Genomic DNA, 26,363 nt, shown 5'->3' on the forward strand with positions numbered 1-26,363 from the left:
CTGTGTGTTTATTTTTAGAACTACAACCAGATCGCCAGCGCCGAATAAATGGTCAGCAACACCATCACCGTACTGAACACGGCGCGCCACAACGGCTGTGTCAGGTAGCGCCGCAACATTGCGCCGGCGCCGGCCCACACGCCGACGCACGGCAGATTGATGACGCCGAACACCAGGCAATAAATGGTGATGGCCAGCCACACCGGCTGCACCAGCGGCAGGAACGCGGACGCGCCCGTAACGGCCATCACCCAGGCCTTGGGATTGGCGAACTGAAACAGCGCCGCTCCCATGAACGACATCGGCCGCACGTGCGCGCCGTCATCCTGGCTGAAGCGCATGCTGCGCAATTTCCACGCAAGGTACAGCAAATAGCCGGAACCGGCGATCTTCAGCAGCACGTGAATGGCCGGCACGGCAATCACCAGACTACCGATGCCGGCGGCGCAGATCGCCAGCAGCACCACGAAACCGAAGGTGATGCCGAGCATGTGCGGAATCGACCGCAGGAAACCGAACCACACGCCCGACGAGGTCAGCATGATGTTGTTCGGCCCCGGCGTGATCGACGTGACGAAGGCAAACGAGGCCAGCGGCAACAAGGCTTCCATCAATGGCCTCCCTGACGGATGGCCGACTGCGAAAGCTGCGCCGGCCGCGCGAAGCCGCGCTGCCACAAGCTGCGCGCGGCAAGGCAGCGCGCCTTGAGCCACAATCCCGCACCGGGCTTGCTGCGATTTTCCATGAAGATCTCGCTGGCGATGACGGCCTCGACCACGACGGTGCGGCCCGGCTGCACGATCAGCGCATCGCCGGCATGCAGCCAGAAATCTTCGGGACGGCCCTCCTGGGTGACCCAGACATAGCCGCGCCGCACCAGCAGCAGGCGGCTGCGTTCGAACTTGCCCGAGGCCAGCGCGCCGGCGCCCAGGTGCAGATGATGATGTTCGCGCGTCAGTGCAGTCATGCCACCCTCCTTTGCTGATTGACGTCCGCCAGCTGCGCTTCCTGACCGGGGCGCGAGAGAATCTGCGCGAACATGTCGTGATCGACGTTGCCGCCCGACAGCGTCAGGCCGATGCGTTGTCCCTGCAGGCGATGGCGGATCTGCATCGCTGCGGCCAGCGCCGCAGCGCCTGCACCCTCGGCAACGTTGTGGGTGGCGGTGAAATACAGCTTCATCGCTGCGGCGACTTCGTCGTCGCTGACCGCAATCACTTCGTCAACTTCACTCAGGATCACTTCCAGCGACGCCTCATCCGGCACGCGGCAAGCCATGCCGTCGGCGATCACGGTCGTTACCGGCGATTCGATCTTGCTGCGGCCGTCGAACGACAGCTTGTAAGCCAGTGCATGCGCCGACACCACGCCGATGATGCGGGTGCGCACATTGAGCGCACGCCGCGCCGCAGCGGCGGCACACACGCCGGAGCCCTGCCCGATCGGCACGAACAACACGTCGAGGTCGGGTTGCGCGCGCAGCAACTCCATCCAGTACGTCGCCACGCCGCTGACGAGGTCACGGTGGAACGAAGGAATCATGTGCAGTTGCTGCTGCTGCGCCAGCAGGGCGGCGTGCTCGCGGCTTTCCTGGAACTCTTGACCGAACTCCACCAGCTCGACGCCCAGGGCGCGCATGGCGGCGTTCTTTTCACGGCTATTGCCCTGCGGGACCACGATGGTGGCCGGGATACCGTAACGGCGTGCGGCGAAGCCGACCGACTGGCCGTGATTGCCGCGCGTAGCGGAAATCACGCCGCGCACCTGCTGCTGGCGCGGACGCTGCGCCAGGTTCTGCAGGTAGACCAGACCGCCGCGGATCTTGAAGGCGCCAGTCGGCGTATGGTTCTCATGCTTGACCCAGGCCTCGGCGCCGAGCGCTTCGCTCAGCAGCGGCCACGCATATTGCGGCGTCGCCGGCATGGCGGCATACACAGCCTTGGCGGCTTGCTCGATCTCGGCATGCGTTGGCAACAAATGGGTCATGAAAGTCTCCTGTGTATGAATCTGCTTCTGGTCAATTGAACAAGAGTCGGGGCCTGGCGATCTTCCTGATTGACGCCGCTCTTGACATGGGTCTATCCTAATCGACATCGCCAGTACAGTACCAGTACACTTAACCAAATAACTGCTTACATTGTCACGGTAAAATGACCAATACAGCCCGTATTAAAAGCCTGCCGCCCGCTGCGGTACCGACGACTTTGCCGCTGCTGTCGCGCGAGAGTGGCGATTCGCTGGTGGATCAGATCGTGCGCACGGTGCAGTCGCGCATCGACGATAAACTGTTGCGCACCGGCGCACGGATGCCGTCGATACGCCAGTTCGCCGATCTGCACGGCGTCTCGCGCTTTACCGTGGTGGAAGCCTACGACCGCCTGGTGGCGCAGGGTTTCCTTGAATCGCGGCGCGGCTCCGGTTTCTTCGTGCGCGAACGCTCGCCTGTTGCCAATCCGTCAATGACCGGTACAGTTTTATCGGCCGCCGGCCACAATCCGAGCGGTGACGGGACTCCCCAACCGCAGCAGCTCGACGTGGTCTGGCTGGTGCGCAACATGTTCCGCCAGATGCCGGCGCAGAAAATGCCCGGCGGCGGCCTGCTGCCGCCCGACTGGCTGGACGGCGACCTGATCGCCAACGGCCTGCGCGCGGTGGGCCGGCAGAACCAGTCGCTGCTGCTCAGCTACGGCACGCCGCAAGGCTTCCTGCCGCTGCGCCAGCAGTTGCAGCTGAAGCTGGCCGAGCTGGAGATTTCCGCCGCACCCGAACAGATCCTGATGACCTCCGGCGTAACCCAGGGGCTGGATATCGTGGCGCGCCATTTCTTGCGTCCCGGCGATGTGATCTTCGTCGACGATCCGGCCTGGTTCCTGATGTTCGGCTCGTTTGCCGCAATGGGCGCCAAGGTAGTCGGCATCCCGCGCCTGGCCGACGGCCCCGACATCGCCAAACTGGCCGAGCTGGCGGCGCTGCACAAGCCGCGCCTGTACGTCATCAACTCGGTGCTGCACAACCCCACCTCGACCTCGCTGTCGGCGGCCAAGGCGTTCCAGATCCTGCGCATCGCCGAAGAACATGACTTCACCATCGTCGAGGACGACATCTATTGCGACATGCATGCCGGCAATGCGGGAGCAGGCGCCGGCGGCCAGGCGGCCACGCGCATCGCGGCGCTGGACCAGCTGCACCGGGTGATCTATCTGGGGGGATTTTCCAAGACCTTGTCGGCCAATCTGCGCGTGGGCTTCATCGCCACCTCGCCGGATCTGGCGCGCCATCTGGCCGACCGCAAGATGCTGTCAACGCTGACCACCACCGAAATCGGCGAGCGCGTGGTCTACAAGATTCTGTCCGAAGGCCACTATCGCAAGCACACCGAACGGCTGCGCAACCGGCTCAACGGCGTACGCGACAAGGTGGTGCGGCAATTGGAAAGAGTCGGCCTGAGCACCGGCACCGCGACGTCCAACGGGATGTTCGTGTGGGCCGATGCCGGACGCGACACCAGCGTGCTGACCGAGAAGGCCATGGCACAGGGCTTCCTGCTGGCGCCGGGCAGCCTGTTCTCGCCGAATCAGCTGCCGTCCACCAAGATGCGCATCAACGTCGCCAGCATGACGGATCCGGCGATCTGGCGTTTTCTGGATGAAGAACTTGGACGCTGAAACTTCCGCTACCTGATCAATTCAGGTAGCGGAAAGGCGGAGAAATGGATCAGGCCAGGTGAATCCGCGCAACTTCCACATTGGACGCGTTGTAAAACGCATAGTCCGTGGTGCCGGGGAAGTAGACATAGTGGTCCGAGCCGTTGGCCGCGATCTGCAAGCTCTCGCTACCGCTCATCTTGACCGTCAGAATGTGCGATGAGGCGCCGCTGGGCATGCCCATGCTGATGACATCGGCGGCCGTAATCACGATATTGGTGCCGACGCCGCTGGTCATATCCAGGGTGGTGATGCCGGTGACCTTGTTGGCGAAATTGGCCAGGGTGATGGAACTGCCAAGATCGGCGAAGTGCAAGGTCGTCGTGCCGGCGGCGCCGTTGATGGTGGAGATGTTTGACAGCCCCGTGGTCTGGTTGACCATGTCGCTCTGCGCACCGAGCGAGCTATGCGAACCGGCACTGACGTTGATCGTATTGAGGCCGGTGCCGACCGCCACGCTGTTGGTCCCGCCATCCACCACATTGAAGACATCGGTGCCGCTCGCCGCCCCGCCGCCGCTGAACGCATTGGTGGTAGCCGTCCCTTTGGCCGTCAGGATATTGGCGTTGGCGTCGCCGGTCAGCGTGCTGTCGAGGAAGGCGCTGCCGGTCAGGTTTTCGATATTGGTGTAGGTGTCGCCATTGGCGTCGCCGCCGGTGCCCGCATGCGTACCGAGATTGGCGATGATGGCGCCGTTGGCGTTGGAGTATTCATAGCTGACGGTATCGCTGGTGCCGCCGGCGCCGTCGAACTTGTTGGCGATGCTGTCGCCGTAGAACGTGTCGTTGTAGCTGCTTCCGACCACGTTCTGGATATTGCTGTAGGTATCGCCGGTAGAGAACGACACACCGCCGCCGGCTGCGGCATCCACGCCCGCCGAACCCGTGTGATGGAACAGATCGACCACCACGGCATTGCCGGAACGCGCATAGTTGACCGTATCACCGTTGGCGCCATGGCCGCTGCCCTCGAAGGCGTTGGCCGCGGAGCTGGCGAAGAAGACGTCGTCGAAATTACTGCCGATCAGGTTGCTGATGCCGGTGAACTTGTCGCCTTGGGCGAACCCACCGCTAGTGCCCGCGCCCGTCGTGTTCGACAGGTCTACGGTAACGAGAGCGGTTGACGCCAGATAGCTCACGGTGTCGACGCCGCCGGCGCCGCCGTCGAAGCTGTTGGCCTGACCGTTGGCGACGAAGGTATCGTTGAAGCTGCTGCCGATCAGGTTGTCGATGAAACTGAGCTTGTCGCCTGCAGCATCACCGCCGCTGGTGCCGGTGCCGTCCGTCGCGTTCAGGTCGACGGTCACCCCGCTCGCCGAACCAGCGTAGCTGGCGAAGGTATTGGCGCGATTGGCCGTCACCCCGGTCAGGGTATCGCCGCCACCTCCGCCCGTCAGGATGGTCTTGTTGGCGCCGGCGCCGGTCAGCGTGTCGGCGAAGCCGCTGCCGATGACGTTTTCGATGCTGGTATACACATCGCCCTGTGCATGAAAATTCGCGCCGATGCCGGTGTTCAAATTAACCGTTACGCCGCCATCGGAACTGGTGTAGCTCACCGTATCGAATCCGCCCCCGCCGTTCAGGTTGTTGGCCTGGTTGTTGGCGACGAAGATATCGTCGTTGCTGCTGCCGATCAGGTTGTCGATGAAGCTGAGTTTATCGCCGGCGGCATCGCCGCCGCTGGTGCCGCTGCCGTCGGTGGCATTCAGATTGACGGTCACCGCTGCGGATCCGGCATAGCTGGCATAGGTATTGGCGCGATTGGACGCCACCCCGGTCAGCGTATCGCCACCGCCGCCGCCGGTAAGCACCGTCGCCCCGGTCGCAGCGCCCGTCAGGAAGTCGGCCGCACTGCCGCCGATCACGTTTTCAATGCTGGTGTAGGTATCGCCGTCCGCAAAACCGCCGACGCCGGCCCCGCCGGAACTCAGATCGACCGTGACGGAAACCGTCGAGGCCGAATAACTGACCGTGTCGGAACCAAGACCGCCATCAAAATTGTTGGCCACGCCGTTGGCGATGAACGTGTCGTTACCGGAACTGCCGGTGATGTCCTGAATGTTGACGAAGCGATCGCCGGCCGCGTAGCCGCCGGACGTCCCGCTGCCGTTGGTAGAGTTCAGATCCACCGTGACAGCCGCATTGGATGCTGCATAGCTGACGCGGTTATGCGAGCCGGTCACGCTGACGCCACCGTCGAAATAGTTAGCGTCGGCACTCGCCACGAAGGTATCGTCGTACTGGCTGCCGGTCAGGTCCTGGATGTTGATCAGCGTGTCGCCCTGGGCAAAGCCGCCGCTGGTGCCGGTACCGTCGGTCTTGGTCAGGTCCACCGTCACCGCCGATGTAGACGCTGCGTAGCTCACGGCATTGTGCGATCCCGCGGCGCTGACGCCACCGTCGAAATTATTGGCGGCGCTGCTCGCGACGAAGGTGTCGTTGTATTGGCTGCCGGTCACATCCTGGATATTGACGAACTTGTCGCCTTGTGCGAAACCGCCGCTGGTCCCGGTGCCGTCGGTCTTGGTCAGGTCCACCGTCACCGCCGCCGTAGATGCTGCATAACTGACGCGGTTGTGCGATCCCGTCACGCTGGTACCGCCATCGAAGTTGTTGGCGCTGCTGCTGGCCACAAAAGTGTCGTCGTACTGGCTGCCGGTCACATCCTGGATATTGATGAACTTGTCGCCCTGGGCGAAACCGCCGCTGGTGCCTGTGCCGTCGGTCTTGGTCAGGTCTACCGTCACCGCAGACGTCGATGCTGCATAGCTGACAAGGTTGTGCGATCCCGCCACGCTGACGCCGCCATCGAAGTTGTTGGCGTCGCTGCTGGCCACGAAGGTATCGTCGTACTGGCTGCCGGTCAGGTCCTGGATATTGATCAGTTTGTCGTTCTGCGCGAAACCACCGCTGGTGCCGGTGCCGTCGGTCTTCGTCAGATCGACCGTTACCGCCGCCGTCGATGCTGCATAGCTGACGCGATTATGCGATCCAGCCACGCTGGCGCCGCCGTCCAGATAATTGGCGTCGCTGCTGGCCACGAAGGTGTCGTCGTACTGGCTGCCGGTCAGATCCTGAATGCGGACGAACCTGTCGCCCTGGGCAAAGCCGCCGCTGGTGCCGGTACCGTCGGTCTTGGTCAGGTCCACCGTCACTGCCGCCGTCGATGCCGCATAGCTCACACGATTGTGCGAAGTGCTGCTGCTGACACCGCCGTCGAAATAGTTGCCGTCGCTGCTGGCGATGAAGGTGTCATCGCCCGAACTTCCGGTCAGATCCTGAATGTTAACCAGCTTGTCACCCTGTGCAAAACCGCCGCTGGTGCCTGTGCCATCCGTCTTGGTCAGATCCACCGTCACTGCCGTCGCCGATGCTGCATAGCTCACGCGGTTATGAACCGATCCGCTGCCTCCGTCAAAATTATTGGCGTCGCTGCTGGCCACGAAGGTGTCGTCGTACTGGCTGCCGGTCAGGTCCTGGATGTTGATGAACTTGTCGCCCTGGGCGAAGCCGCCGCTGGTGCCGGTGCCGTCGGTCTTGGTCAGATCGATGGTTACCGCTGCCGTCGATGCGGCATAGCTGACGCGATTGTGCGATCCGGTAACACTGGCGCCGCCATCGATGTTGTTGGCGTCGCTGCTGGCCACGAAGGTGTCGTCGTACTGGCTACCGGTCACATCCTGGATGTTGATGAACTTGTCGCCCTGGGCGAAGCCGCCGCTGGTGCCGGTGCCGTCGGTCTTGGTCAGATCGATGGTTACCGCTGCCGTCGATGCGGCATAGCTGACGCGATTGTGCGATCCGGTGACGCTGGCGCCGCCATCGAAGTTGTTGGCGTCACTGCTCGCCACGAAGGTGTCGTCGTACTGGCTACCGGTCAGGTCCTGAATGTTGATCAACGTGTCGCCCTGGGCGAAACCGCCGCTGGTGCCGGTGCCGTCGGTCTTGGTCAGGTCCACCGTCACTGCCGACGTCGATGCCGCATAGCTGACGCGGTTATGCGATCCCGTCGCGCTGATGCCGCCGTCGAAGTTGTTGGCGTCACTGCTCGCCACGAAGGTGTCGTCATACTGGCTGCCGGTCAGATCCTGGATGTTGACAAATTTATCGCCTTGGGCGAAACCGCCGCTGGTACCGGTGCCGTCGGTCTTGGTCAGGTCCACCGTCACGCCGGCGTCGGAGTATTTATAACTGACGCGGTTGTGCGAACCCGCCGCACTCACGCCGCCGTCAAAGTAATTGGCGACATTGCTGGCGATGAACAGATCGTCGTACTGGCTGCCGGTCAGATCCTGGATGTTGACCAGTGTATCTCCCTGCGCAAAACCACCGCTGGTGCCGCTGCCGTCTGTCTGAGTCAGATCGACCGTCACTCCCGCCGCCGATGCCGCATAGCTGACGCGATTGTGGGCACATCCGGTACCGCCGTCAAAATTGTTGGCGGCGTTGCTCGCCACGAAGGTGTCGTCGTATTGGCTGCCCGTCAGATCCTGGATGTTGACGAACTTGTCACCCTGCGCGAAACCACCGCTGGTTCCGGTACCGTCGGTTTTAGTCAGATCGATCGTCACCGCCGCCGTTGACGACGTATAACTCACGCGGTTGTGCACGGTTCCCGTACCGCCGTCGAAGCTATTGACATCGCTGCTGGCAACAAACAAGTCGTCAAACGAGGAACCGATGACATTCTCGAGGTTCGCGTAGGTATCGCCTGTCGCATAGCCGTTGGCGCCCAGCCCGGTGACCAGGTTGACCGTGACGCCGGCATTGGAATACACATAGCTCACCGTATCCGAACCCTGCAAGCCGTCGAACACGTTGGCCACCGACGAGGCGATAAAGGTATCGTCATTGGTCGAGCCGATGACGTTCTGGATATTGGCGTAGGTGTCGCCTGCTGCGAAGCCGTTGCTGCCCGCATTGTTCACGAGGTCGACCACCACGCCGATGCTGTCGCTGGCCTTGGCATAGCTGACCGTGTTGGTGCCGCCCAGGCCGTCGAAGCGGTTGGCCGCACCGTTGGCGATGAACATGTCATCGGCTGTGCTGCCGATGATGTTCTGGATGTTCAGATATGTGTCGCCATTCGCATAGCCGCCGTTACCGCCGCCCAGCACCAGGTCAATCGTCACGCCCGCATTGGAGGCGGCATAGCTGACGGTATTGGAGCCGGCGCCGCCGTCGAAATTGTTCGCGACATTGCTGGCCACAAAGGTATCGTTGCCGGAACTGCCGGTCAGGTCCTGGACGTTGATCAGCTGGTCGCCGGCGGCATAGCCGCCGAACGTGCCGGTGCCGTCGGTGTAGTTCAGATCCACCGTCACGCCGGCATTGGAATTCTCGTAGCTGACGCGGTTGTGAACGGATTGAAGACCGCCATCGAGCCTGTTGGCATCCGCACTGGCGATGAATATGTCGTCGTAAATGCTGCCGATCAGATTCTGGATGTTGACGTACGAGTCGCCGTTGGCGTAGGTGCTGCCGGTGCCGGTGCCGATGGTGTTGGTCAGGTCGACCGTCACGCCGCCCACCGACTTTTCATAACTCACGGTATTGACGCCGCCACCGCCGTCGAAACGGTTGTTGTCGGCGCTGGCGATGAACAGATCGTTGAAATTGCTGCCGATGACGTTCTGGATATGCAGCAGCGTGTCGCCCTGAGCATAGCCGCCGCTGGCGCTGCCGTCGAACAGACTGACGACGACGCCCGCATTCGACGAGGCGTAGCTGACCGTGTCCGAACCGCCCGAGCCGCCGTCGAAATGGTTGGCGCCCGCGCCCGAAACGAAGATGTCGCCCGACGAGCTGCCGACGATGTTCTGGATGTTGGTATACGTGTTGTTCTGCGCGTAACCGCCGCTGCCGGTCATGGTGACCATGTTGGCGATGATGCCGCCGGTCGACGCACCGTAGTTGACGGTATCGGAACCACCGCTGCCGCCATTGAAATTGACGCTGTCGATGCCGGCGATGAAGACGTCATCGAAGGCGCTGCCGATCACGTTCTGAATGTGGCTGTAGGTGTCGCCTTCGGCATCGCCGCCGACACCGCGTCCGCTGACGAAATTGACCGACACACCGGCTGCCGAGTTGGCGTAGCTGACCGTGTCCTGGCCGCCGCTGCCGCCGTCGAAATTGTTGACGTCGATATTGCCGACGAAGGTGTCGGCGAAGGCGCTGCCGATGACATTCTGGATATGGACATAGGTGTCGCCCTGCGCCGAACCGCCGGTGCCGACGCCGGTGCTCAGGTTGACCGTCACGCCGGCCGCCGAGCTGGCGTACGAAACCGTGTCGGAACCGCCGCTGCCGCCGTTGAAGCTATTGGCCTGAGTGTTGGCGATGAACATGTCGCCGGACGCGCTGCCGATCACATTCTGGATATGAACGTAGGTATCGCCTTCGGCGTCGCCGTTGCTGCCCAGACCGGTGATCAGGTTGACCGTCACGCCGGCCGTCGAATGCGCGTAGGACACCGTATCGGAGCCTCCCGTGCCGCCATCGAGACGATTGACCTTGCCGTTGGCAACGAAGGTGTCGCTGGAAGCACTGCCGATCAGGTTCTGGATGTTGCTCAGCACGTCGCCCTGGGCGTCGCCGCCGGTGCCCACGCCGGTGACGAGATCGATCGTCACGCCCGCAGCGGAATTCTTGTAACCGGCCGTATTGATGCCCTGCGTACCGCCAGTCAGCACGTCGGCGCCGGCGCCGCCTTCGAAATAGGTGTTGCCGCTGCCGCCGATAATGGTGTCCACGCCCACGCCGCCATAGAGCAGGTCGTTGGCGTTGCTGCCGTAGATCGTGACACCGCCGTCGCCGGCATGGATTTCATGCGGCACGCCCTGCGCCGGCAACACCCATACGCTCTTGCCGGTGGCCGGATCGAGATAGGTCAGGTCGGTGTAGGAACTGGCATCCTTGATCACCACGACGCGCGAATCTAGCAGGTGCGTAAGACCATCGCTGGTCAGCACCGACACGTCGAAATTGATGGTCGCCGTCGGCGCCGTCGGCCGGGTCGGATCGGCCGCCGTGGTGGTGTATTGCACTTGCAGGTCGAAGGTCTTTTCACCGGCAGCCGGCGTGATCTGATAGTTGCCGCCACCCAGATTGACCGCGTTCAAAATCGTCATGGTTGACGGCACGCCGCTGATCAGCACGGATTTCACGGTACCGTCGCCGGTGACGTTGACCTTGAATATCTTGATGAAATCGCTCTGCGTGTTGCTGCTGGTGGCGTAGATGGTATGGACATCGTTGCCGGCGTTGATCACCTGCGGCGCAAACTGCACCGAGTTGGAACCGTCGATGGCCGAGGCGACCGAGCCGCCGCTGCCGTGCAGCACGCTGCCGACCTGGGTCTGGGTTGTCAGGTTGAGCAGGTTGAGCGTCATCGCCGGCGTTTGCGGGCCCACCACGATCGGTGTCAGCACCGAACCCGGACGCTCCGATATCTCCGGGGATACTTGTTTGATCAGCGAATCGGCGCCGGTCGTCACCGGCGGCGCAGGCGGCACCGGGATCGACGGCAGCACCAGATTTTGCAGGCCGTTGCTGGTCAGCGAACCGGCGTTGTCCTGGATGATCTTGGCCAACTGGCTGGTGGCGGCTGGATTGACCTGGGCCGAATTGTTGTTGGAGGTGAAGTGGTTTTCCGGCACACCGTGGCTATCGGAATTATTGGCACGGTCCTGAGTATTCACCGGATCGGAATTGAGTATCAGCGACTGGTCATTGTTGCGCAGCGGGATCTTGCCGACCAGGTCGAGCAAGCGGCCGGTGTCCTGCGAGGCATCGGCGAAAACAATCTTCGACTTCTCGTCCATGGCGCCCATCGCGCCGCCGGCCAGGACGACCTTGCTGCCGTCTTCAAGCTGCAGGACCATGTCGACGTCCACCACCTGCACGTGCTTGACCGCACCGCGCGGCACGTTGAGATGGAAGCTGCCGTTCTGATCGGGCATGGTCACGCGCGCGGAGCCGGTGACGGCCTGCGCGGCATTGGCTGCGTTTGCCGAATTGGCCGGATTTGCCGAACTTGCTTTCGATGAAGCTGCTGTCGCCATGTCAAACCTCGCTGAGGAAGTCAATCACATAATCATGGCAGCGCACGATGGCTTCGCCGCACTGCCCTTTTTCCGTTCGATGCCGCTGTTGCTGCTGTTGCTGCTGTTGCTGCTGTTGCTGCTGTTGCTGCTGTTGCTGCTGTTGCTGCTGTTGCTGCTGTTGCTGCTGTTGCTGCTGTTGCTGCTGTTGCCGCTGTTGCTGCTGTTGCTGCTGTTGCCGCTGTTGCTGCTGTTGCCGCTGTTGCTGCTATTGTTGCTGTTACCGTTACTACTGCTGCAAGATCGCCGCGCTCGGTCCGTCGGCGACGATCTTGCCGTCGTTGAGCACGATGATGCGATCCATGCACCTGAGCAGAGCGGTGCTATGTGTCGCCACCACCAGAGTGCGTTGCGCCGAATACGCCATGAGTTTCTGGATGATCCTGGTTTCCGTCGACAGGTCGATGCCGGTAGTCGGTTCATCCAGCAGCATCACGGTCGGCATGCCCGCTACCGCACGCGCCAGCGCTACCATCTGGCGCTGACCGCCGGACAGGTTGCCGGGCGCCTTGAGCATCTGGTCCAGACGCAGCTCACCGCGCGCAATCAGGTCGTCCACGCCGGATACCGCTAGCGCCGCTTCATATTCGTCGCTGCCGATGCGGTCGCCCACGAAGATGTTGGCCGCCAGGCTGCCGTCGAACAGGAACGGCTCCTGCGGCTTGTAGCCGATACAGCGCATGCGCACCGGCGCCGCGTAAGCCGCCACCGCCACGCCGTCGATCAGCACCTGGCCCTTGCCGGCGTCGATCTTGTGCAAACCGGCCAGCGCGCGCATCAGCGTGGTCTTGCCGGAACCGGAACGGCCGACGATGCCGACCTTTTCACCTGGCTGGATCGTCAGCGAGACGTTGTCGAGCGCCGGCTTTTCATGCTTGTCGAGATGCAGCGTCAGGTTGACTACCTGGATCAGACCGCGCATGTCCTGGCGCAGCACGTCGGCGATCACCTGCTCCGGTCCGGTATCGTCGAACATCTCCTCGAACGCGGCGCGCGCGCGCCGGAACATTTCCATGCGTCCCAGCACCATCGTCACCGACGACAGCATCGACGTCGCGCGACTGATCAGCAGCGACGTGGCGATCAGCGCACCGACAGTGAGCGCGTTGTCTTCCACCAGGTACACGCCCACCACCAGCGTACCCACCGAGATCAATGTGTAGCCCACGGTCGACAAGGCGTAGCCGGCGTTCATCCAGAACCGGCTCTTGGCCTGGCTCACCGCGTTGTCGGCGGCATCCGAGAGGAAAGCCTTGACCAGCCGGTCCTGCAAGGGCGAGGTCTTCAATGTCTCCATGCCGAACACCAGGCTGGCGAGCTTGTCGATCTTGCCGATGCCGGACGTCATCGCGGCATTGCCGTAGTCGGTCGCGGGAATCTTGCACAGCAGCTGCGACGCCACCAGCAACGCGCCGCCCACCAGAATCACCCATACCAGATGGCCGCCGAGCACGCCTACCGCCACCAGATACATCGCCAGGAACGGCAAGTCGATCAGCATCAGCATGTAATTCGATGAGAGCAGGTCGCGTGCGCTGCTGAGGTCGCGGTACTTGGCCAGCACCACCCCGACCGGCGCGGTGACCCGTGACTCCAGCAGGCGGCGCACCGACTTGCCGTCGAACTCGATGTCGAAGCGTCCCGCCAGTTGCTCAATGTAGTACATGCGGATCACCCGCAGCACCAGCTCCAGCACGATGAACAAGACCATGCCCAGCGTCAGCGCCCACAGCGTTTCCGTGATGTGGTTGCCGATCACCTTGTCGTACACCAGCCGCGAATACAGCGGCATGAACAGGCCGAACACGTTGATCAGCACGCCGGCCACGACGATCTCGACGAAGCGCCCGCCGTAGGCGCGCATCAGCGTCAGGTACACCGGGTCCTTGCGCAATGAGCGCAAATCGGCTTGCGGCTGGTCGACGTAGATCTGATCGCTCTCGTTCATGGGTCCGTTCACACTTCACATGGCTGCCAAGGCCGCCGGCCTCAGCTGGCTTCCTTGTTGATCATCGACAGTTCGCGAATCGCTTCGCGCATTTCGAGGCGCAAATCCTTGACCATGGTCTGACGGCCGCTGCGCATTTCGTCGATGACGGTCTGGGTATTGATGTTCTGGCGCATCAGCGCTTCGGTGATCGAGGTCAGCGAAGTCGGAATGGCGCCGAGGTTCTTGACGCGGTCGTTCATCATCGCCATGTGCTTGGCCAGGTCGATCTGCAGCTGGCGCGACGACAAGGCGTCGCGCGTCATGTTGCTGGAATTCTCGCCGATGGCCTTGCCCAGTTCGCCCAGGCGCTCGGACACGGCCGAGTGGATTTCGCCCTGATGCTGGATCGCGCCGAGTTCGTCGGCAATGCGGATGGAAATCTGGTTGAGCAAGGTCGGCATCTGCGCGATATGCTGCGCCGTCTTTTCGGTCATGTTGGCCGCTTCCGACTGCTGCGCCTGCAAGGAGGTCAGCGCCGACGACAGCGACATCTGGCCGCTTTCCATCGTGGAAACGATCTTCGGCAACATGTCGAAACTGCGCAGGGCGATATCGCCGTTGACCGACAGGCGCTCTTCCAGCAACGACAGGCTTTGTGTCAGGTCGCGCGCGGAGGTCATCTTCTGATTGATGATCTGGCCGACGTTGCGGATTTCTTCCAGCGTCTGCTGGCCGACTTCATGCATGCGCGGACCGAAGGACACCAGCTGGCGCAGGTTCTTCGATTCATCCATGCTGGCGTGGAACAGCTCGACGATATTCTGCAGGCGGTCGTTCATGCCTTCGAGCTTGATGCCGGCCTGCATCGAGGCTTCCGAGCTGGCGCGCGCGGCCATGATGGATTCGCGCTGCAGCACCATCAGATCTTGCAGGAACTCGGCGAGGAATTGCTCCGACACGCCTTGGCGGCCGCTGGCGTTGGCTCCGGGACCGCTCATGTCGTGGATCACGTGCTGGACCATGTCGCTGATGCACTCGCGCGCACGCGACACCAGTTTCTTGTTGGCGGCGCGCAGCGGCGTCAGCGTCAAGCCCAGCGCCAGCGAACCGATCAGGCCGAACATCGAGGCCGAGAACGCAGTGCCCATGCTGGCCAGCGGCTTTTGCAGGTCGGAAACCAGATGCATGAACGACGCATCCATGTCACCGCCCTGCGTCGCCTTGCCGAAGCCGTCGATCAGCGCCGCGGTGCCGACCAGCGTTTCGAGCAGGCCGATGAAGGTACCCAACAGGCCGAGCGCGATCATGAAGCCGGTCAGAAATTGCGGGAATTCGGTCTTCGCTTCCAAGTGGGCCTGCAGGTCCGACAGCGAGCGTTCGATGGTTTCCTGTTCGATACGCGAGGTCAGGCGGCCTTTGGTGTTGGCGACGCTGACCAGCACCTTGGCAATTTCGCTGTCCTGAAACTCAGGCGCCTTGACCAGGTCTTCCATCGACTCGCCGCCGTTGACGCGCGCATAGAACAAGGCGAGCTTGTTGTATTCCCAGTTCACGCGCCACATGTTGTAGACGATCAGCGAAACGCCGAACACCGCCACGCTGATGATGAACAGGTTGAGGAACGGATTGATCCGGATCGCGTGCAGGACGAAATCCCTGAACAGGAAACCGCCGAGCAGCAGGAACAGCGACGGTATCGCAGCGAGTGCATAGAATTTGCGCAGGTTTTTCATACGTTCAGGTTCCGAAAGTAAGGACAGGATAGGAAAAATTCAGTGTTCATCGCGGCTCCAGGACTAACGACTAACGCGGCTCCCTGAGCGCCGTCTGGCCGAAGCGGCTCAGGGGCGACATCAGGTATTGCCAGACGGTGCGGCGACCGACGATCATGTCGGCCGTGGCGGTCATGCCCGGCATCAGCGGGAGGCCGGTATCGAGCTTGGGATCGCGCGTGACCTCGATCTTGACGCGGTAGAAGCGCTCGCCGCGCTCTTCCGGCACGGTGTCGGCGCTGACCTCGGTAACCACACCCTTCATGGCGCCGTAGACGCCGTAGTCGTAGGCCGAAACCTTCACACGCGCCGGCGCACCGGTCATCAACTGGGCGCGATCGGTCGGCGCCACCTTCGCTTCGATCACCAGCTTGTCGTCGGTCGGCGTCATTTCGATGATTGCGTCGCCCGGCTTGACCACGCCGCCGACGGTATTGATCAGCACACGGTTGACGATGCCGTCCATCGGCGCCCGCACTTCCGAGCGCGATACGCGGTCGTTGCGCGACTTGATTTCTTCCTGCAGGCGCGCCAGTTCGTTTTCGCTGACGGTGAGGTCGCTGCGCGCATCGGCGCGGAAGCGCGAGGCGGCTTCGCCCATCTTGGCCTGGGCTTCGGCGATGGCGGCGGTCAGGCGCGGGATCATGGCGTTGGTGGCGGAAAGACGGCTCTGCGCATCCTGCGCCTTGGACTGGGCCTGGATGTCTTCCAGCTGCGAGGCGGCATTGCGCTCGAACATGCCGTGCACCAGTTTGTACTGGCGTTGCGCCAGATCGAATTCGGATACCAGGCTCTTCTGGCGGCTGACGGCTTCGCCCACTTCGGCCTGGCGCTGCGCCGATTGTTCGCGCAGCACGCTGAGTTCCTGCGTCAACTTGGACTGGCGCGCGGCAAACGAAGCCAGCTCGCTCTGCACCGCCGGATCGTCGCTGCGCAACTCGGGCGACATCGCCACCGCCGGCGCGCCGGCGGCTTCCGCCTTGAGACGCGCGATGCGGGCGCGCAGGCCGAGGATCTTGACGTTGCCTTCGCCGAGGTCCGCGTTGGCGCGCACGTCGGCAATCGAAATCAGCGTCTGCCCCTTCTTCACCGTGGCGCCTTCGCGCACCAGGATGGCGGAAACGATGCCGCCTTCCAGATGCTGGATGATCTGGTTGTGCTCGGAAGCGACGATGCGGCCGGCGCCGCGCACCACCATGTCAATCTGGGCAAACCACGACCACACCAGCAGGCACAGCAGCAGGAATACGGTAACGAGGATGAACTGGCGCGGGCGCGCGAGCTCCTGGTGATCGCCCAGCTCGCGATCCACGCGAGGCGCGACGAGGCGCATCAAACGACGGCTGCGCGCCTGCAGCAGTAGCCGCAGGCGCAGGTCCCAACGCAAATTGTCGTTGGGCAGCTTCGTCATTTTTGACCCGCCAGGTATTGGATGATCACGCGGGCATTGCTTTCGGCGCTGTTCTCGGACGTGGAGACGCGGCTGACCACGCGCTCCTTGTCGACGCCGGCGTCAATCAGGTGATTGCGCACCGCCACGGTGCGGTAATAGGCGCGGCGGCGGGCTTCGGTGAACTCGGCCGAGCCGATCACGCCGGTGATGACGATCTTGCCCTGCTGCGATTTCACGCGGCGCACCCAGTCGCCGATGCTGCCGTCGAGCGTCTTGGCCCCTTCGGCGTTTAGCTCGGTGGTTTCTTTTTCGAAATGCAACACCACCGCCTTGCTGTCGCCGTCGACCTTGTTGGTGCCGGGCGCGATTTCCTTGGCTTTCTCGACGCGCACCTGGATGTTGTTGTTGCCACCCGCTGCGGCGTCGCTGCGCAAGCTGCCGGCGTCGGCCTGCAGCGGCGGCGCGGCCTGGCGCGATTTGAGATCGGCGATCTCGCGCTTGAGCTTGTCGATTTCGTTGCTCTTGTCGCGGTTCTCGCTCTTGAGCCGTGCGGTATCGGCATCCGCGCCTTGCGGCGCGTCGATCGCGTCCGGCTTGACCTTGGTGGACCCGCTCTGGACCTGGACTTCGCCCTTGGTGACCATCTTGCTGACGCGAATCTCCGCCAGCTTCTGTGAATAGTAGAAGAGCGTCACGACGAACACCACGACCACGAAAATCATGACCAGGACGACGTTGGACAACGCATCCACGAACCCCGGCCAGAAATTCTGTTCCTTGCCTCCCCCATCCATCGTGTCCCCAGCCTTTCCTATTTGCCGTTGCGCGACTGGTCATTCAACCGGTCGGACGATTTGTTGTCGGGAGGCGTCCACGCCCGCCCGGTATTGCGCAATATCTGGTAGCTGATATCGGCCTGTTGAAACAGCAGCAATGCAAAATCCATGCGCGTCTGGTAAGCCTGCTGATAGGCGTCGAGCACGTCGAGCAGTTGCTTGCTGCCGGTCGACAACTGTTCGAGGAAGACGTCGGCGACGTTGGCATTGTTCTCATAGATGTCGCGCGAGATATTCATGCGCTTCTTGACTGCCTCAAGCGTGCGGTAATTGATCTCGACCTGCTCCTTGAGCTTGCGCTCGAGGTCGGCCGCGGTATTGCTTTTTTCCACCAGCTTGGCGCCGATCTGGCTCTGGTAGTACGCATCCGAACCGCCATTGAGCAGGTTCATGGTCAGCACCAGCATCAGGCGGCGATCCGTCACCAGCGTCTGGTCGCCGCCGGCGCCCCGGGTCTTGGCCTGCGTCCACTCCACCGCGAAGGACGGCGAGAATTTGGAACGCGCCGACTTCAGTTCTTCCCGCACCGCCTCGGTGTCGCTGCGCGCGGCGCGGATGCCGGGGTTGTTGTCGTAGACGTCCTGCAACGCCAGGCGCGATGTCGGCGGCACTTTCGGCATCATGCGTTCAGGCACCTGCACCTGCTGCACGCGCCGGCCGATCAGCTGGGTCAGCGTCACCATGGCGCTTTCCAGGGTGCCTTCACTTTCGAGAATGGCGGAATCGGCCTGCAGCGAGCGGCCGCGCACGCGGTCATAGTCAATCTTGCTGGCGCCGCCGCCTTCGACGCGCTTGCCCATGTAGTCGAGCAAGTCTTTCATGCGTTGTGCATAGCTGCGCGCAAACGACAGCGAGGCATAGGCGCGCAGCACGTCGTAATAGGCTTTGATGGCGGCGTAGTACAGCGACTCGCGCGCATCGTCGCGGCGCTGGTCGGCGGCGCGCGACATGGCGCGCTGCTTCTGGAAGTCGAAATAGGAACCCGGCGCGAAAATCGGCTGGCGACCGATCAGCGTGGCATCCCAGCGCTTGTGCTGGTCGGCCTGGACGATATTGCCGTTGTCATCCCGGAACGAGGCCGGGGAAGAATACTCACGCCCCTTTTGCGTGCGCACGTCCAGCGTAGGCCCGAGTTGTCCCAGCGCGGCCTTGGCGGCGTAGCCGGCCTGGTCGGCCAGGGCCGAAGTGGCGGCGTAGCTGTAGCTGTTATTGAGCGCCAGTTCGATGACCTGATCCAGGGTCAGGAAAGGCACCTGTTCGTCGCCGACGGTTTCCGAATTGACGTAAGGCAGGTCGATGGCGTTGCCGGTGAAACCGGAGTCGGACTGGCGTAGCAGGGCCAGGATTTCATCGTTGGATGCGGCGGCGGCATCGGCCCTGGCGGCGGCATCGCTTGCTCCATTAACACTGGCCTGCCGTGACGCGGCATTTTCATCGCGCTCTGGATTTACTCGCATTTGCGGCGGCACATCCAAGGCGGGCGCATCGGTTTTTGCCTGCGCGAGCAAAGCCCTTCCGGAATTTAAATTTCCGGAGAGAAATTTTCCACTGGAAAGCGCGGGCAATGTAATGGCGTCCGATGCTGCAACTACGTCCGAGACGATCGATAAGAACAGCGCACCAAAGACTAACGTCTTGTTTCTATATGTCATTGTTAGATACAACTGATCAATCCGGAGACTGATCACCCCTCCCATCATACGAATGAAATTAAATGAGCCCGCAACCTGACCAACTTCAATCGTCCCCGGAAATGCCATATCTTTTTATTTTGATTTTGATGGGGCCTTTATTGTTGCTGCCGCATTATACGTTAGACAACACCAAGAATCTGCTCGCATTCAAAGAACACATATTTAATCAACGAGTTACCGTCAATTGACGCTTTGATTCGCTTGATTGTCGACAAACGCATGCACCAGTTTGATGATGTCACCGCGCAGTCGGCATTTTGCGGACCAATTATTGTGTGCGTATGACACCGTCAGCAATTGGCGTGCCACCAACATTCCCGCCCGGAAATTTTTCTTCCCTGGTCATTGAAATTCGCCCAAGCAGCCGCATTCTCCTTAAAATACGCGGTCGCCACGCTCAGGGGGGTTCCCTGCTCTCTGAGCCGCAATCGCAATTTTTTTGAATCCGTCACTCCTTTTTTATTCACGAGGTAAGTAAACATGGCTGCACCCGAGAAGCAGACCCTGGGATTCCAGGCAGAAGTCAAACAACTGTTGCAATTGATGATCCACTCCTTGTATTCGAACAAGGAAATCTTCCTGCGCGAGCTGATCTCCAACGCGTCCGACGCGGCCGACAAGCTGCGCTTCGAGGCAATCAACAATAGCGCGCTGTTCGAGAACGACCCGGAACTGAAGATCACGGTTGCATTCGACAAGGCTGCGCGCACGATCACCATCTCCGACAACGGCATCGGCATGAATCGCGAGGAAGCGATCTCGCATCTGGGCACGATCGCCAAGTCCGGCACCAAGGAATTCTTCTCGAAGCTGTCGGGCGACCAGCAAAAGGATGCCGCGCTGATCGGTCAGTTCGGCGTCGGCTTCTACTCCGGCTTCATCATCGCCGACCGCATCACGGTCGAAACCCGTCGCGCCGGCACGCCGGCCAATGAAGGCGTGCGCTGGGAATCCGAAGGCGCCGGCGAGTTCTCGATCGAAGCCATCGACAAGCCGGGCCGCGGCAGCGACATCATCCTGCACCTGCGCGAAGGCGAAGACGAATTCCTGTCGTCGTGGCAGCTGAAGAACATCATCCGCAAATACTCCGACCACATTTCCCTGCCGATCCTGATGCAGAAGGAAGAATGGGACGAAGAGAAAAAGGAAACTGTTCTCAAGGACGAACTGGAAACCGTCAACCAGGCCAGTGCCCTGTGGACGCGCAGCAAGTCCGACATCACGCCGGAACAGTACGAAGAGTTCTACAAGCACATCTCGCACGATTTCGGCGCGCCGCTCGCCTACACGCACAACCGTGTCGAAGGCCGCAGCGAATATACGCAATTGCTCTACATCCCGACCCGCGCACCATTCGACATGTGGGATCGCAACAAGCGCGGCGGCATCAAGCTGTACGTCAAGCGCGTGTTCATCATGGACGACGCCGAGCAGCTGATGCCGGTGTATCTGCGCTTCGTCAAGGGCGTGATCGATTCGGCCGATCTGCCGCTGAACGTGTCGCGTGAAATCCTGCAAGAGTCGCGCGACGTCAAGGCCATCCGCGAAGGCTCGACCAAGCGCGTGCTGAGCCTGCTGGAAGAGTTGGCCAACAGCGATGACCAGGCACAGAAAGACAAGTACGCGGGCTTCTGGAACGAGTTCGGCCAGGTGCTGAAAGAAGGCATCGGCGAAGACGCCGCCAACAAGGAACGCATCGCCAAGCTGTTGCGCTTCGCTTCGACGCACGGCGATTCCGACGCGCAGACCACGTCATTCGCCGACTACATCGGCCGCATGAAGGAAGGCCAGGACAAGATCTATTACGTCACCGGCGAGAACTTCCACGCGGCGAAGAACAGCCCGCATCTGGAAATCTTCCGCAAGAAAGGCGTGGAAGTCTTGTTGCTGACCGATCGCGTCGACGAATGGATGCTGTCGTTCCTGCAGGACTTCGACGGCAAGGAACTGGCCTCGGTGGCCAAGGGCGGCCTCGATCTCGGCAAGCTGGAAAACGAAGCCGAGAAGAAACAGCACGAAGAAACCGAAACCCAGTTCAAGGACCTCGTCGAGAAGATGAAGACCTCGCTGGGCGACAAGGCCAAGGACGTGCGCGTGACGTTCCGCCTGACCGATTCGCCGGCCTGCCTGGTGGCGGACGAGAACGAATTGTCGGGCAACCTGCTGCGCATGCTCAAGGCGGCCGGGCAGGATGCGCCGGAAGCCAAGCCGATTCTGGAAATCAATCCGGATCATCCGCTGGTGCAGCGCCTGAAGTACGAAGACGCCAAGTTCGACGACTGGTCGCACATCCTGTTCGACCAGGCCTTGCTGGCTGAAGGCGGCGCATTGACGGATCCGTCCGGCTTCGTCAAGCGCCTCAACGACATGTTGCTGGGCATGGCGTCGAAATGAGTTCTTGCCGATAGGGAAAGCAAGCGGTAAGCGGTGCGGCGGCCTTCGGGCCGCCGCCGTCGTTTACGGCCGGCGATTTCTGGTTGCCACGGCGGGCCATGATCCTATACAGTCATTCATCCCTGCCGGCATTGCCCAAAAAGATCATGGAACTCCACTTCATCAACCCGCGCAAGAATGCGCTGGTCTACCTCATCAAGATCCTCTCCGGCTCGCTGATCCTGTGGTACGGATTGCGGGCGTTCGGCTTGCCGGAACCGTACTGGGCGATGATTTCGCTGATCATCGTGACCGAGCCGGACATGACCATCGCCAAGGCGAATTTCCGTGCGCGCCTGATCAACACCATCTCTGGCGCGATCATCGCCTGCCTGTGCCTGGTGATTTTCGGCGCCACGTTCCTGTCGATGCTGATCGCACTGACCAGCGCGGTGCTGGTGGCCATGCTGTGGCAGAACTATCCCAGCAACTGGCGGCTGGGACCGGCCACGGTGGTGATTCTGATGTCGGCGGCGTTTGCCGGCGGCGGCCTGCATGAGGAACTGCATCTGGCGCTGCTGCGCGTATCCGAAGTGATCGCCGGCAGCACCGTCGCGCTGCTGCAAACCGTGGTCTACATCGGCTTCGTCAATCGCCTGCGCCATGGCGACTGAACTGCGCCATTCACGCATCCTGTTGCGTCCCTGGCGCACGGGCGACGCCGCAGCCTGTGCAGCGATGACGGCCGATCCTGAAGTGATGCGCTACTTCCCCTCTGTGCTGAGCCCCGCCGACAACGCGCTGCTGGTCAGGCGCATTGACGAACACTTCAATGAACACGGCTACGGCTTGTGGGTGCTGGAAATCCCCGGCGAGCTGGAGTTCGCCGGCTTCGTCGGTTTGCTGCGGGTGGCGTTCGAGGCGCACTTCACGCCGGCGGTGGAAATCGGCTGGCGCCTGGTTCGGCCTGCATGGGGCAAAGGCTACGCCACCGAGGCTGCACAAGCGGTGCTGCGCCATGCCTTCAATGTGCTCGGCATGAAGGAGGTCGTCTCCTTCACCACGGCCGGCAACAAACGCTCGCAGGCCGTCATGCAGCGCCTCGGCATGTACACGCGCGCGGAAGAGAATTTCGAACATCCGCGTCTGCCAGCCGGCCATCCGCTCTGCGTGCACGTGCTGTACCGGCTCCGGCGCGAGCAGTGGCTGCTGCAGGCAGCCTACGACGGCTTCGAACAGCCGCTTCCCTTGCGTCCCTGAAGCCCATGAGGCCCATGAAAAAACCGCCGGATCCGGCCTGGTGACCGGAACACGGCGGTTCGTATCGCGAACGATCCTGCTCAGTGCATATTCAGTGTGTAACGCGCGTAGTGCGGCCCGACGACAACAAACGCACGCGTTCGCCGACACGGAACAGTTCATCCGCATCCTGAGTAATGGCGCGCAGTTCGCCGTTATCCAGGCGCACGGTAATTTCCAGGCCCGGTTTGTTGGCCAGGCTGGCTTCAGCGCGGTTGCCGGCGACGCCGCCGATCAGGGCGCCGACGATACCCGCAGCCAGCGCGCCGTTGCCGCCACCGATATTGGAACCAGCTGCGATACCGCCCAGCGCGCCGCCGGCAATGGTGCCGACGCCGCTGGAGCCCTTGTCGATGGTGACGTTGCGAACGGACTCGACCACGCCCATGCGCACCGTCTGTTCACCTTGCGCCTGGCGCGTGTTGTACACGCTGGCGGAATTCGGGGTGACGGCGCAGCCTGCGGCGAGCGTGCTGAGAGCGGCGATTAAAAACAATTTCTTCATACAAGACTCCAACGGAAAATTTGCCCGGTCATGGGGAACAGTGGGCGGCGTTCGTGCTGAATACCATCTTCTGGCATGTCAGGCATGGCAAACAACTCTTGCCATTTTAATACAGACCGCTTCTTGACCGGCTTTTTGCGCCTTTGTTCCCCGGCCTCTAGTAGCGGATGCGGAAACGCCGGTAAAGCAGGCTGAGCACGAACAGCGGACCGATCAGCAAGAAGCGGACGTCTTCGAAAAACGACGGCTTCCTGCCTTCGATCTTGTGGCCGATGAACTGCCCTATCCACGCCACCACGAAGATCGCCGCCGATGCCGGCAACACCGCTTGCGGCGGCATGCCCGCCAGAACCAGCAGCATCGCGCCGGCCATGAGCAGCATGCCCAACGCGAACGGCGGCGACAGCGTGACATAGTAGGCCAGCGACGCCAGCACCAGACCGGCCGCCAGCAGCGGCGACAGCGCCCAGCACAGGCCCAGCAAGGCCAGCACGATGGCCGGCACGCACACGCAATGGATCAGCTCGTTGACGCGATGCTGATGGCTTTCGGCGTAGCGCGTGAGCAGCACGTCGATGCGACGATGGGTAAGAGCATTCATGCCTGCCTCCCGACTTAACGACAAGAATCAGCGGCCGCCCGAGATGTCGATGAAGGTGCCGGTCGCATAGGATGCCTCCTCCGACAGCAGCCACAGGATTGCATTGGCGACTTCTTCGGCGCTGCCGCCGCGCTTCATCGGCACGGCGTCCTTGAGACGATCGACGCGCCCGGCTTCGCCGCCGCTGGCGTGGATGTCGGTGTAGATCAGGCCGGGACGGATGGCATTGACGCGGATACCTTCGGCGGCGACCTCCTTGGCCAGGCCGATGGTGAAGGCGTCGATCGCGCCCTTGGAGGCGGCGTAATCGACGTATTCGCCGGGACCGCCGAGCTTGGCCGCCATCGACGACAGGTTGACGATGGCGCCGCCCTTGCCGCCGTGCTTCGTCGACATCCGGCGCACCGCTTCGCGCGCGCACAGCAGGCTGCCGGTGACGTTGGTCAGCAGCACGCGATTGATGCGGTCGGCAGTCAGTTCGTCAAAGCGGGACTGGTGTTCCAGGATGCCGGCATTGTTGACCAGCGCGGTCAGCGTCCCGAGTTCCTTGTCGACGGTCTGGAACAGATGCAGGATGTCGGCCTCCACCGCCACGTCCGATTTCACGGCGATGGCCCGGCCGCCGGACTTAACGATGCCATCCACCACGGCGTCGGCCGCGGCGCGGTTCGATACGTAACTGATGGCGACTGCGTAGCCGCGCGCGGCTGCCGATTGTGCAACTGCAGCACCGATGCCGCGACTGCCGCCGGTGACGATAATGACTGGTTGTCCCATGAATTTTATCCTTGTATGTTGTCGTGAGGCGCCGTGAAGGCGAGGAGAAAACTAGTGTAGCCTTATTCCCCCGGCCGCGTGACGGCCTGAAAATATTTCAACTCGCCCTCGCCCCTCGCGCATCCATGACACGCAAACGCAGCTTCCCCCACGTCACCGACGCCAACACCCGCGTGCTGATCCTCGGCAGCCTGCCCGGCGACGCTTCGCTGGCGCACAGCCAGTATTATGCGCATCCGCAAAACAAATTTTGGGCGCTGATATCGGAAGTGGTCGGTGAAGATTTGCGCGCAATGGAATACGAGCAGCGCCTGCAGGCCCTGCTCAGGCATGGCGTGGGATTATGGGATGTGATCGCCGAGGCGCGCCGCGAAGGCAGTCTCGACAGCAGCATCGCCGACCACGCCGGCAATGACCTGATCGGCCTCTTGGACGAGCTGCCCCAACTGAGGACAATAGGCTTCAACGGCGGCACTGCCGCAAAGCTGGGGCTGAAGATGCTGAAGGAGCGTGCGGCGCACTACCGCATCGTGCTGCTGCCGTCGAGCAGTCCGGCGCATACGATGGCTTATGCAAAGAAGCTGGAGCAATGGCTCAGCCTTCGGGATGCGAACGATTGATCTGCGGGAACGCTACCGGCGTACCGCCTCCCGCAAACAAGCCTTGCTCTACAGCGCGAGCTTGCCGATGTCGCCGTAAGCGCGATTGAGCCAGACCTTCACGCGCTGCCGTTCCAGCAGTCCCAGGCCGGTAGTGGCGCGATCGGGATGGTTCAGTGCAGCCCAGAAACTGGCGCTTTGCTGATCTATCTTTTGCATCGTGGTGTCCGGCAAGCGGCGCAGGTGGATCACGCTCGCCCCCAATTGTTCTGCGCGCTCACGCTCGCCCGAAGCATCCAGGATGTCGAAGCGATCACCGCGGACTTCATTGAGCACCAGCACCAGCTTGAGTCGCCCGCCGAACTGATCGAGCCACTTGCGCAGCAGGTCGACCGAATCGCGCCCGGTGTCCATGACGTGCCACCAGGTCAGCGTCATGTTGTGCTCGGCGGCAAAATCGAGCACGCCCGAATCTTCGATCCATGCCGCCAGCGACTGCTGCGTCTGGGCGGCGAGATCGACCAGGATGCGCCGTTGCGGATCCTCAAGTGCGCGTTCAATGAGGGGGTCGAGCGCATCGTGCTGATCGAGCACGATCGGCGCAGAAAAATCGCCGTAGAACCGCAGCAGCGCGCCATGCGACTTGTCGGTGTCGAAACCGCGGAAAGGAATGTTCCAGTCGATGAAATATTGCGCCAGCACCCGGGAGACCAGCGATTTTCCGACGCCGCCTTTTTCACCGCCGATGAAGTGAATGTGACTCATTGCTGTGGATC

Annotated in this window: 18 protein-coding genes; 5 read left to right on the top strand and 13 right to left on the bottom strand. The window is 61.9% G+C overall.

The genetic code is table 11. The features are described 5' to 3' along the window. Positions 1-20: 20 nt before the first annotated feature. Genes F506_RS17680 through F506_RS17690 form a run of 3 tightly spaced genes read right to left on the bottom strand, consistent with a single transcriptional unit; the run spans position 21 to position 1,986 of the window. Entirely contained in the window at positions 21-611 is a 591-nt protein-coding gene (locus tag F506_RS17680; RefSeq protein ID WP_200907684.1) for a LysE family translocator, read from the bottom strand. Beyond that, positions 611-967, bottom strand: a complete 357-nt coding sequence (locus F506_RS17685; RefSeq protein WP_053199605.1) for a DUF2917 domain-containing protein — start codon at positions 965-967, stop codon at positions 611-613. The genes F506_RS17680 and F506_RS17685 overlap by 1 nt, the downstream gene beginning before the upstream one ends. After that, positions 964-1,986: a threonine dehydratase gene (locus tag F506_RS17690; protein ID WP_053199607.1), complete on the bottom strand. Its 1,023-nt coding sequence runs from the start codon at positions 1,984-1,986 to the stop codon at positions 964-966. The genes F506_RS17685 and F506_RS17690 overlap by 4 nt, the downstream gene beginning before the upstream one ends. Positions 1,987-2,150: 164 nt before the next feature. Between F506_RS17690 and F506_RS17695 the strand changes: the two genes are divergently transcribed. Further along, the gene (locus F506_RS17695) at positions 2,151-3,665 is read left to right on the top strand and encodes an aminotransferase-like domain-containing protein (RefSeq protein ID WP_053199608.1); all 1,515 of its coding nucleotides are present in this window, start codon (positions 2,151-2,153) and stop codon (positions 3,663-3,665) included. A gap of 49 nt (positions 3,666-3,714) precedes the next feature. Here the strand turns inward: F506_RS17695 and F506_RS17700 are convergent, their stop codons facing one another. From F506_RS17700 to F506_RS17725, 6 genes are all read right to left on the bottom strand, one after another. Beyond that, the gene (locus F506_RS17700; protein ID WP_235471215.1) at positions 3,715-11,769 is read right to left on the bottom strand and encodes a calcium-binding protein; all 8,055 of its coding nucleotides are present in this window, start codon (positions 11,767-11,769) and stop codon (positions 3,715-3,717) included. 268 nt (positions 11,770-12,037) lie between these two features. Next, positions 12,038-13,756, bottom strand: coding sequence for a peptidase domain-containing ABC transporter (locus F506_RS17705; protein WP_053199610.1), 1,719 nt, complete (start codon positions 13,754-13,756; stop codon positions 12,038-12,040). A gap of 41 nt (positions 13,757-13,797) precedes the next feature. Then, complete coding sequence (locus F506_RS17710; protein ID WP_053199612.1) at positions 13,798-15,471, bottom strand: hypothetical protein; 1,674 nt, start codon at positions 15,469-15,471, stop codon at positions 13,798-13,800. 70 nt (positions 15,472-15,541) lie between these two features. Further along, on the bottom strand, positions 15,542-16,843 hold the full coding sequence (locus tag F506_RS17715; RefSeq protein ID WP_407638247.1) for an HlyD family type I secretion periplasmic adaptor subunit: 1,302 nt from the start codon (positions 16,841-16,843) through the stop codon (positions 15,542-15,544). Positions 16,844-16,917: 74 nt separating this feature from the next. Continuing rightward, positions 16,918-17,697 carry an OmpA family protein gene (locus F506_RS17720; protein WP_053199616.1) on the bottom strand — a complete coding sequence of 260 codons (780 nt, stop codon included), beginning with the start codon at positions 17,695-17,697 and terminating at the stop codon, positions 16,918-16,920. 17 nt (positions 17,698-17,714) lie between these two features. Further along, positions 17,715-19,196: a TolC family protein gene (locus F506_RS17725; RefSeq protein ID WP_053201753.1), complete on the bottom strand. Its 1,482-nt coding sequence runs from the start codon at positions 19,194-19,196 to the stop codon at positions 17,715-17,717. A 717-nt stretch (positions 19,197-19,913) separates the two neighbouring features. Here F506_RS17725 and htpG point away from each other — a divergent pair. From htpG to F506_RS17740, 3 genes are all read left to right on the top strand, one after another. After that, entirely contained in the window at positions 19,914-21,827 is a 1,914-nt protein-coding gene (htpG, locus tag F506_RS17730) for a molecular chaperone HtpG (protein WP_053199619.1), read from the top strand. 146 nt (positions 21,828-21,973) lie between these two features. Further along, positions 21,974-22,480, top strand: a complete 507-nt coding sequence (locus F506_RS17735) for an FUSC family protein (RefSeq protein WP_053201754.1) — start codon at positions 21,974-21,976, stop codon at positions 22,478-22,480. Continuing rightward, positions 22,470-23,066 carry a GNAT family N-acetyltransferase gene (locus tag F506_RS17740; protein WP_053199621.1) on the top strand — a complete coding sequence of 199 codons (597 nt, stop codon included), beginning with the start codon at positions 22,470-22,472 and terminating at the stop codon, positions 23,064-23,066. Before F506_RS17735 ends, F506_RS17740 begins: the two co-directional genes overlap by 11 nt. A 91-nt stretch (positions 23,067-23,157) precedes the next feature. Here F506_RS17740 and F506_RS17745 read toward each other — a convergent pair whose 3' ends face one another. The 3 genes from F506_RS17745 to F506_RS17755 form a co-directional block, all read right to left on the bottom strand. Next, positions 23,158-23,610, bottom strand: a complete 453-nt coding sequence (locus tag F506_RS17745) for an outer membrane lipoprotein (protein ID WP_053199622.1) — start codon at positions 23,608-23,610, stop codon at positions 23,158-23,160. 157 nt (positions 23,611-23,767) lie between these two features. Next, positions 23,768-24,211 (bottom strand): Mpo1 family 2-hydroxy fatty acid dioxygenase, encoded by a 444-nt coding sequence (locus F506_RS17750; RefSeq protein WP_053199624.1) that lies wholly within the window; start codon positions 24,209-24,211, stop codon positions 23,768-23,770. Between the two features lie 27 nt (positions 24,212-24,238). Continuing rightward, positions 24,239-24,988 carry an SDR family oxidoreductase gene (locus tag F506_RS17755; RefSeq protein ID WP_053199626.1) on the bottom strand — a complete coding sequence of 250 codons (750 nt, stop codon included), beginning with the start codon at positions 24,986-24,988 and terminating at the stop codon, positions 24,239-24,241. Between the two features lie 125 nt (positions 24,989-25,113). On the opposite strand from F506_RS17755, the gene F506_RS17760 reads away from it, so the two are divergent. Further along, positions 25,114-25,608 (top strand): DNA-deoxyinosine glycosylase, encoded by a 495-nt coding sequence (locus F506_RS17760; protein WP_053199627.1) that lies wholly within the window; start codon positions 25,114-25,116, stop codon positions 25,606-25,608. 48 nt (positions 25,609-25,656) lie between these two features. On the opposite strand, the gene F506_RS17765 is transcribed toward F506_RS17760, so the two are convergent. Then, on the bottom strand, positions 25,657-26,352 hold the full coding sequence (locus tag F506_RS17765; protein WP_053199629.1) for a P-loop NTPase family protein: 696 nt from the start codon (positions 26,350-26,352) through the stop codon (positions 25,657-25,659). Positions 26,353-26,363: the final 11 nt, after the last annotated feature.

It is taken from the genome of Herbaspirillum hiltneri N3 (assembly GCF_001267925.1).
In the GTDB taxonomy this organism is placed as follows: domain Bacteria; phylum Pseudomonadota; class Gammaproteobacteria; order Burkholderiales; family Burkholderiaceae_D; genus Herbaspirillum; species Herbaspirillum hiltneri.

Excerpts from the sequence above, each read along its gene's own strand:
- F506_RS17680 (WP_200907684.1), bottom strand. The coding sequence starts at position 611 with ATGGAAGCCTTGTTGCCGCTGGCCTCGTTTGCCTTCGTCACGTCGATC.
- F506_RS17685 (WP_053199605.1), bottom strand. The coding sequence starts at position 967 with ATGACTGCACTGACGCGCGAACATCATCATCTGCACCTGGGCGCCGGC.
- F506_RS17690 (WP_053199607.1), bottom strand. The coding sequence starts at position 1,986 with ATGACCCATTTGTTGCCAACGCATGCCGAGATCGAGCAAGCCGCCAAG.
- F506_RS17695 (WP_053199608.1), top strand. The coding sequence starts at position 2,151 with ATGACCAATACAGCCCGTATTAAAAGCCTGCCGCCCGCTGCGGTACCG.
- F506_RS17700 (WP_235471215.1), bottom strand. The coding sequence starts at position 11,769 with ATGGCGACAGCAGCTTCATCGAAAGCAAGTTCGGCAAATCCGGCCAAT.
- F506_RS17705 (WP_053199610.1), bottom strand. The coding sequence starts at position 13,756 with ATGAACGAGAGCGATCAGATCTACGTCGACCAGCCGCAAGCCGATTTG.
- F506_RS17710 (WP_053199612.1), bottom strand. The coding sequence starts at position 15,471 with ATGAAAAACCTGCGCAAATTCTATGCACTCGCTGCGATACCGTCGCTG.
- F506_RS17715 (WP_407638247.1), bottom strand. The coding sequence starts at position 16,843 with ATGCGCCTCGTCGCGCCTCGCGTGGATCGCGAGCTGGGCGATCACCAG.
- F506_RS17720 (WP_053199616.1), bottom strand. The coding sequence starts at position 17,697 with ATGGATGGGGGAGGCAAGGAACAGAATTTCTGGCCGGGGTTCGTGGAT.
- F506_RS17725 (WP_053201753.1), bottom strand. The coding sequence starts at position 19,196 with ATGCGAGTAAATCCAGAGCGCGATGAAAATGCCGCGTCACGGCAGGCC.
- htpG (WP_053199619.1), top strand. The coding sequence starts at position 19,914 with ATGGCTGCACCCGAGAAGCAGACCCTGGGATTCCAGGCAGAAGTCAAA.
- F506_RS17735 (WP_053201754.1), top strand. The coding sequence starts at position 21,974 with ATGGAACTCCACTTCATCAACCCGCGCAAGAATGCGCTGGTCTACCTC.
- F506_RS17740 (WP_053199621.1), top strand. The coding sequence starts at position 22,470 with ATGGCGACTGAACTGCGCCATTCACGCATCCTGTTGCGTCCCTGGCGC.
- F506_RS17745 (WP_053199622.1), bottom strand. The coding sequence starts at position 23,610 with ATGAAGAAATTGTTTTTAATCGCCGCTCTCAGCACGCTCGCCGCAGGC.
- F506_RS17750 (WP_053199624.1), bottom strand. The coding sequence starts at position 24,211 with ATGAATGCTCTTACCCATCGTCGCATCGACGTGCTGCTCACGCGCTAC.
- F506_RS17755 (WP_053199626.1), bottom strand. The coding sequence starts at position 24,988 with ATGGGACAACCAGTCATTATCGTCACCGGCGGCAGTCGCGGCATCGGT.
- F506_RS17760 (WP_053199627.1), top strand. The coding sequence starts at position 25,114 with ATGACACGCAAACGCAGCTTCCCCCACGTCACCGACGCCAACACCCGC.
- F506_RS17765 (WP_053199629.1), bottom strand. The coding sequence starts at position 26,352 with ATGAGTCACATTCACTTCATCGGCGGTGAAAAAGGCGGCGTCGGAAAA.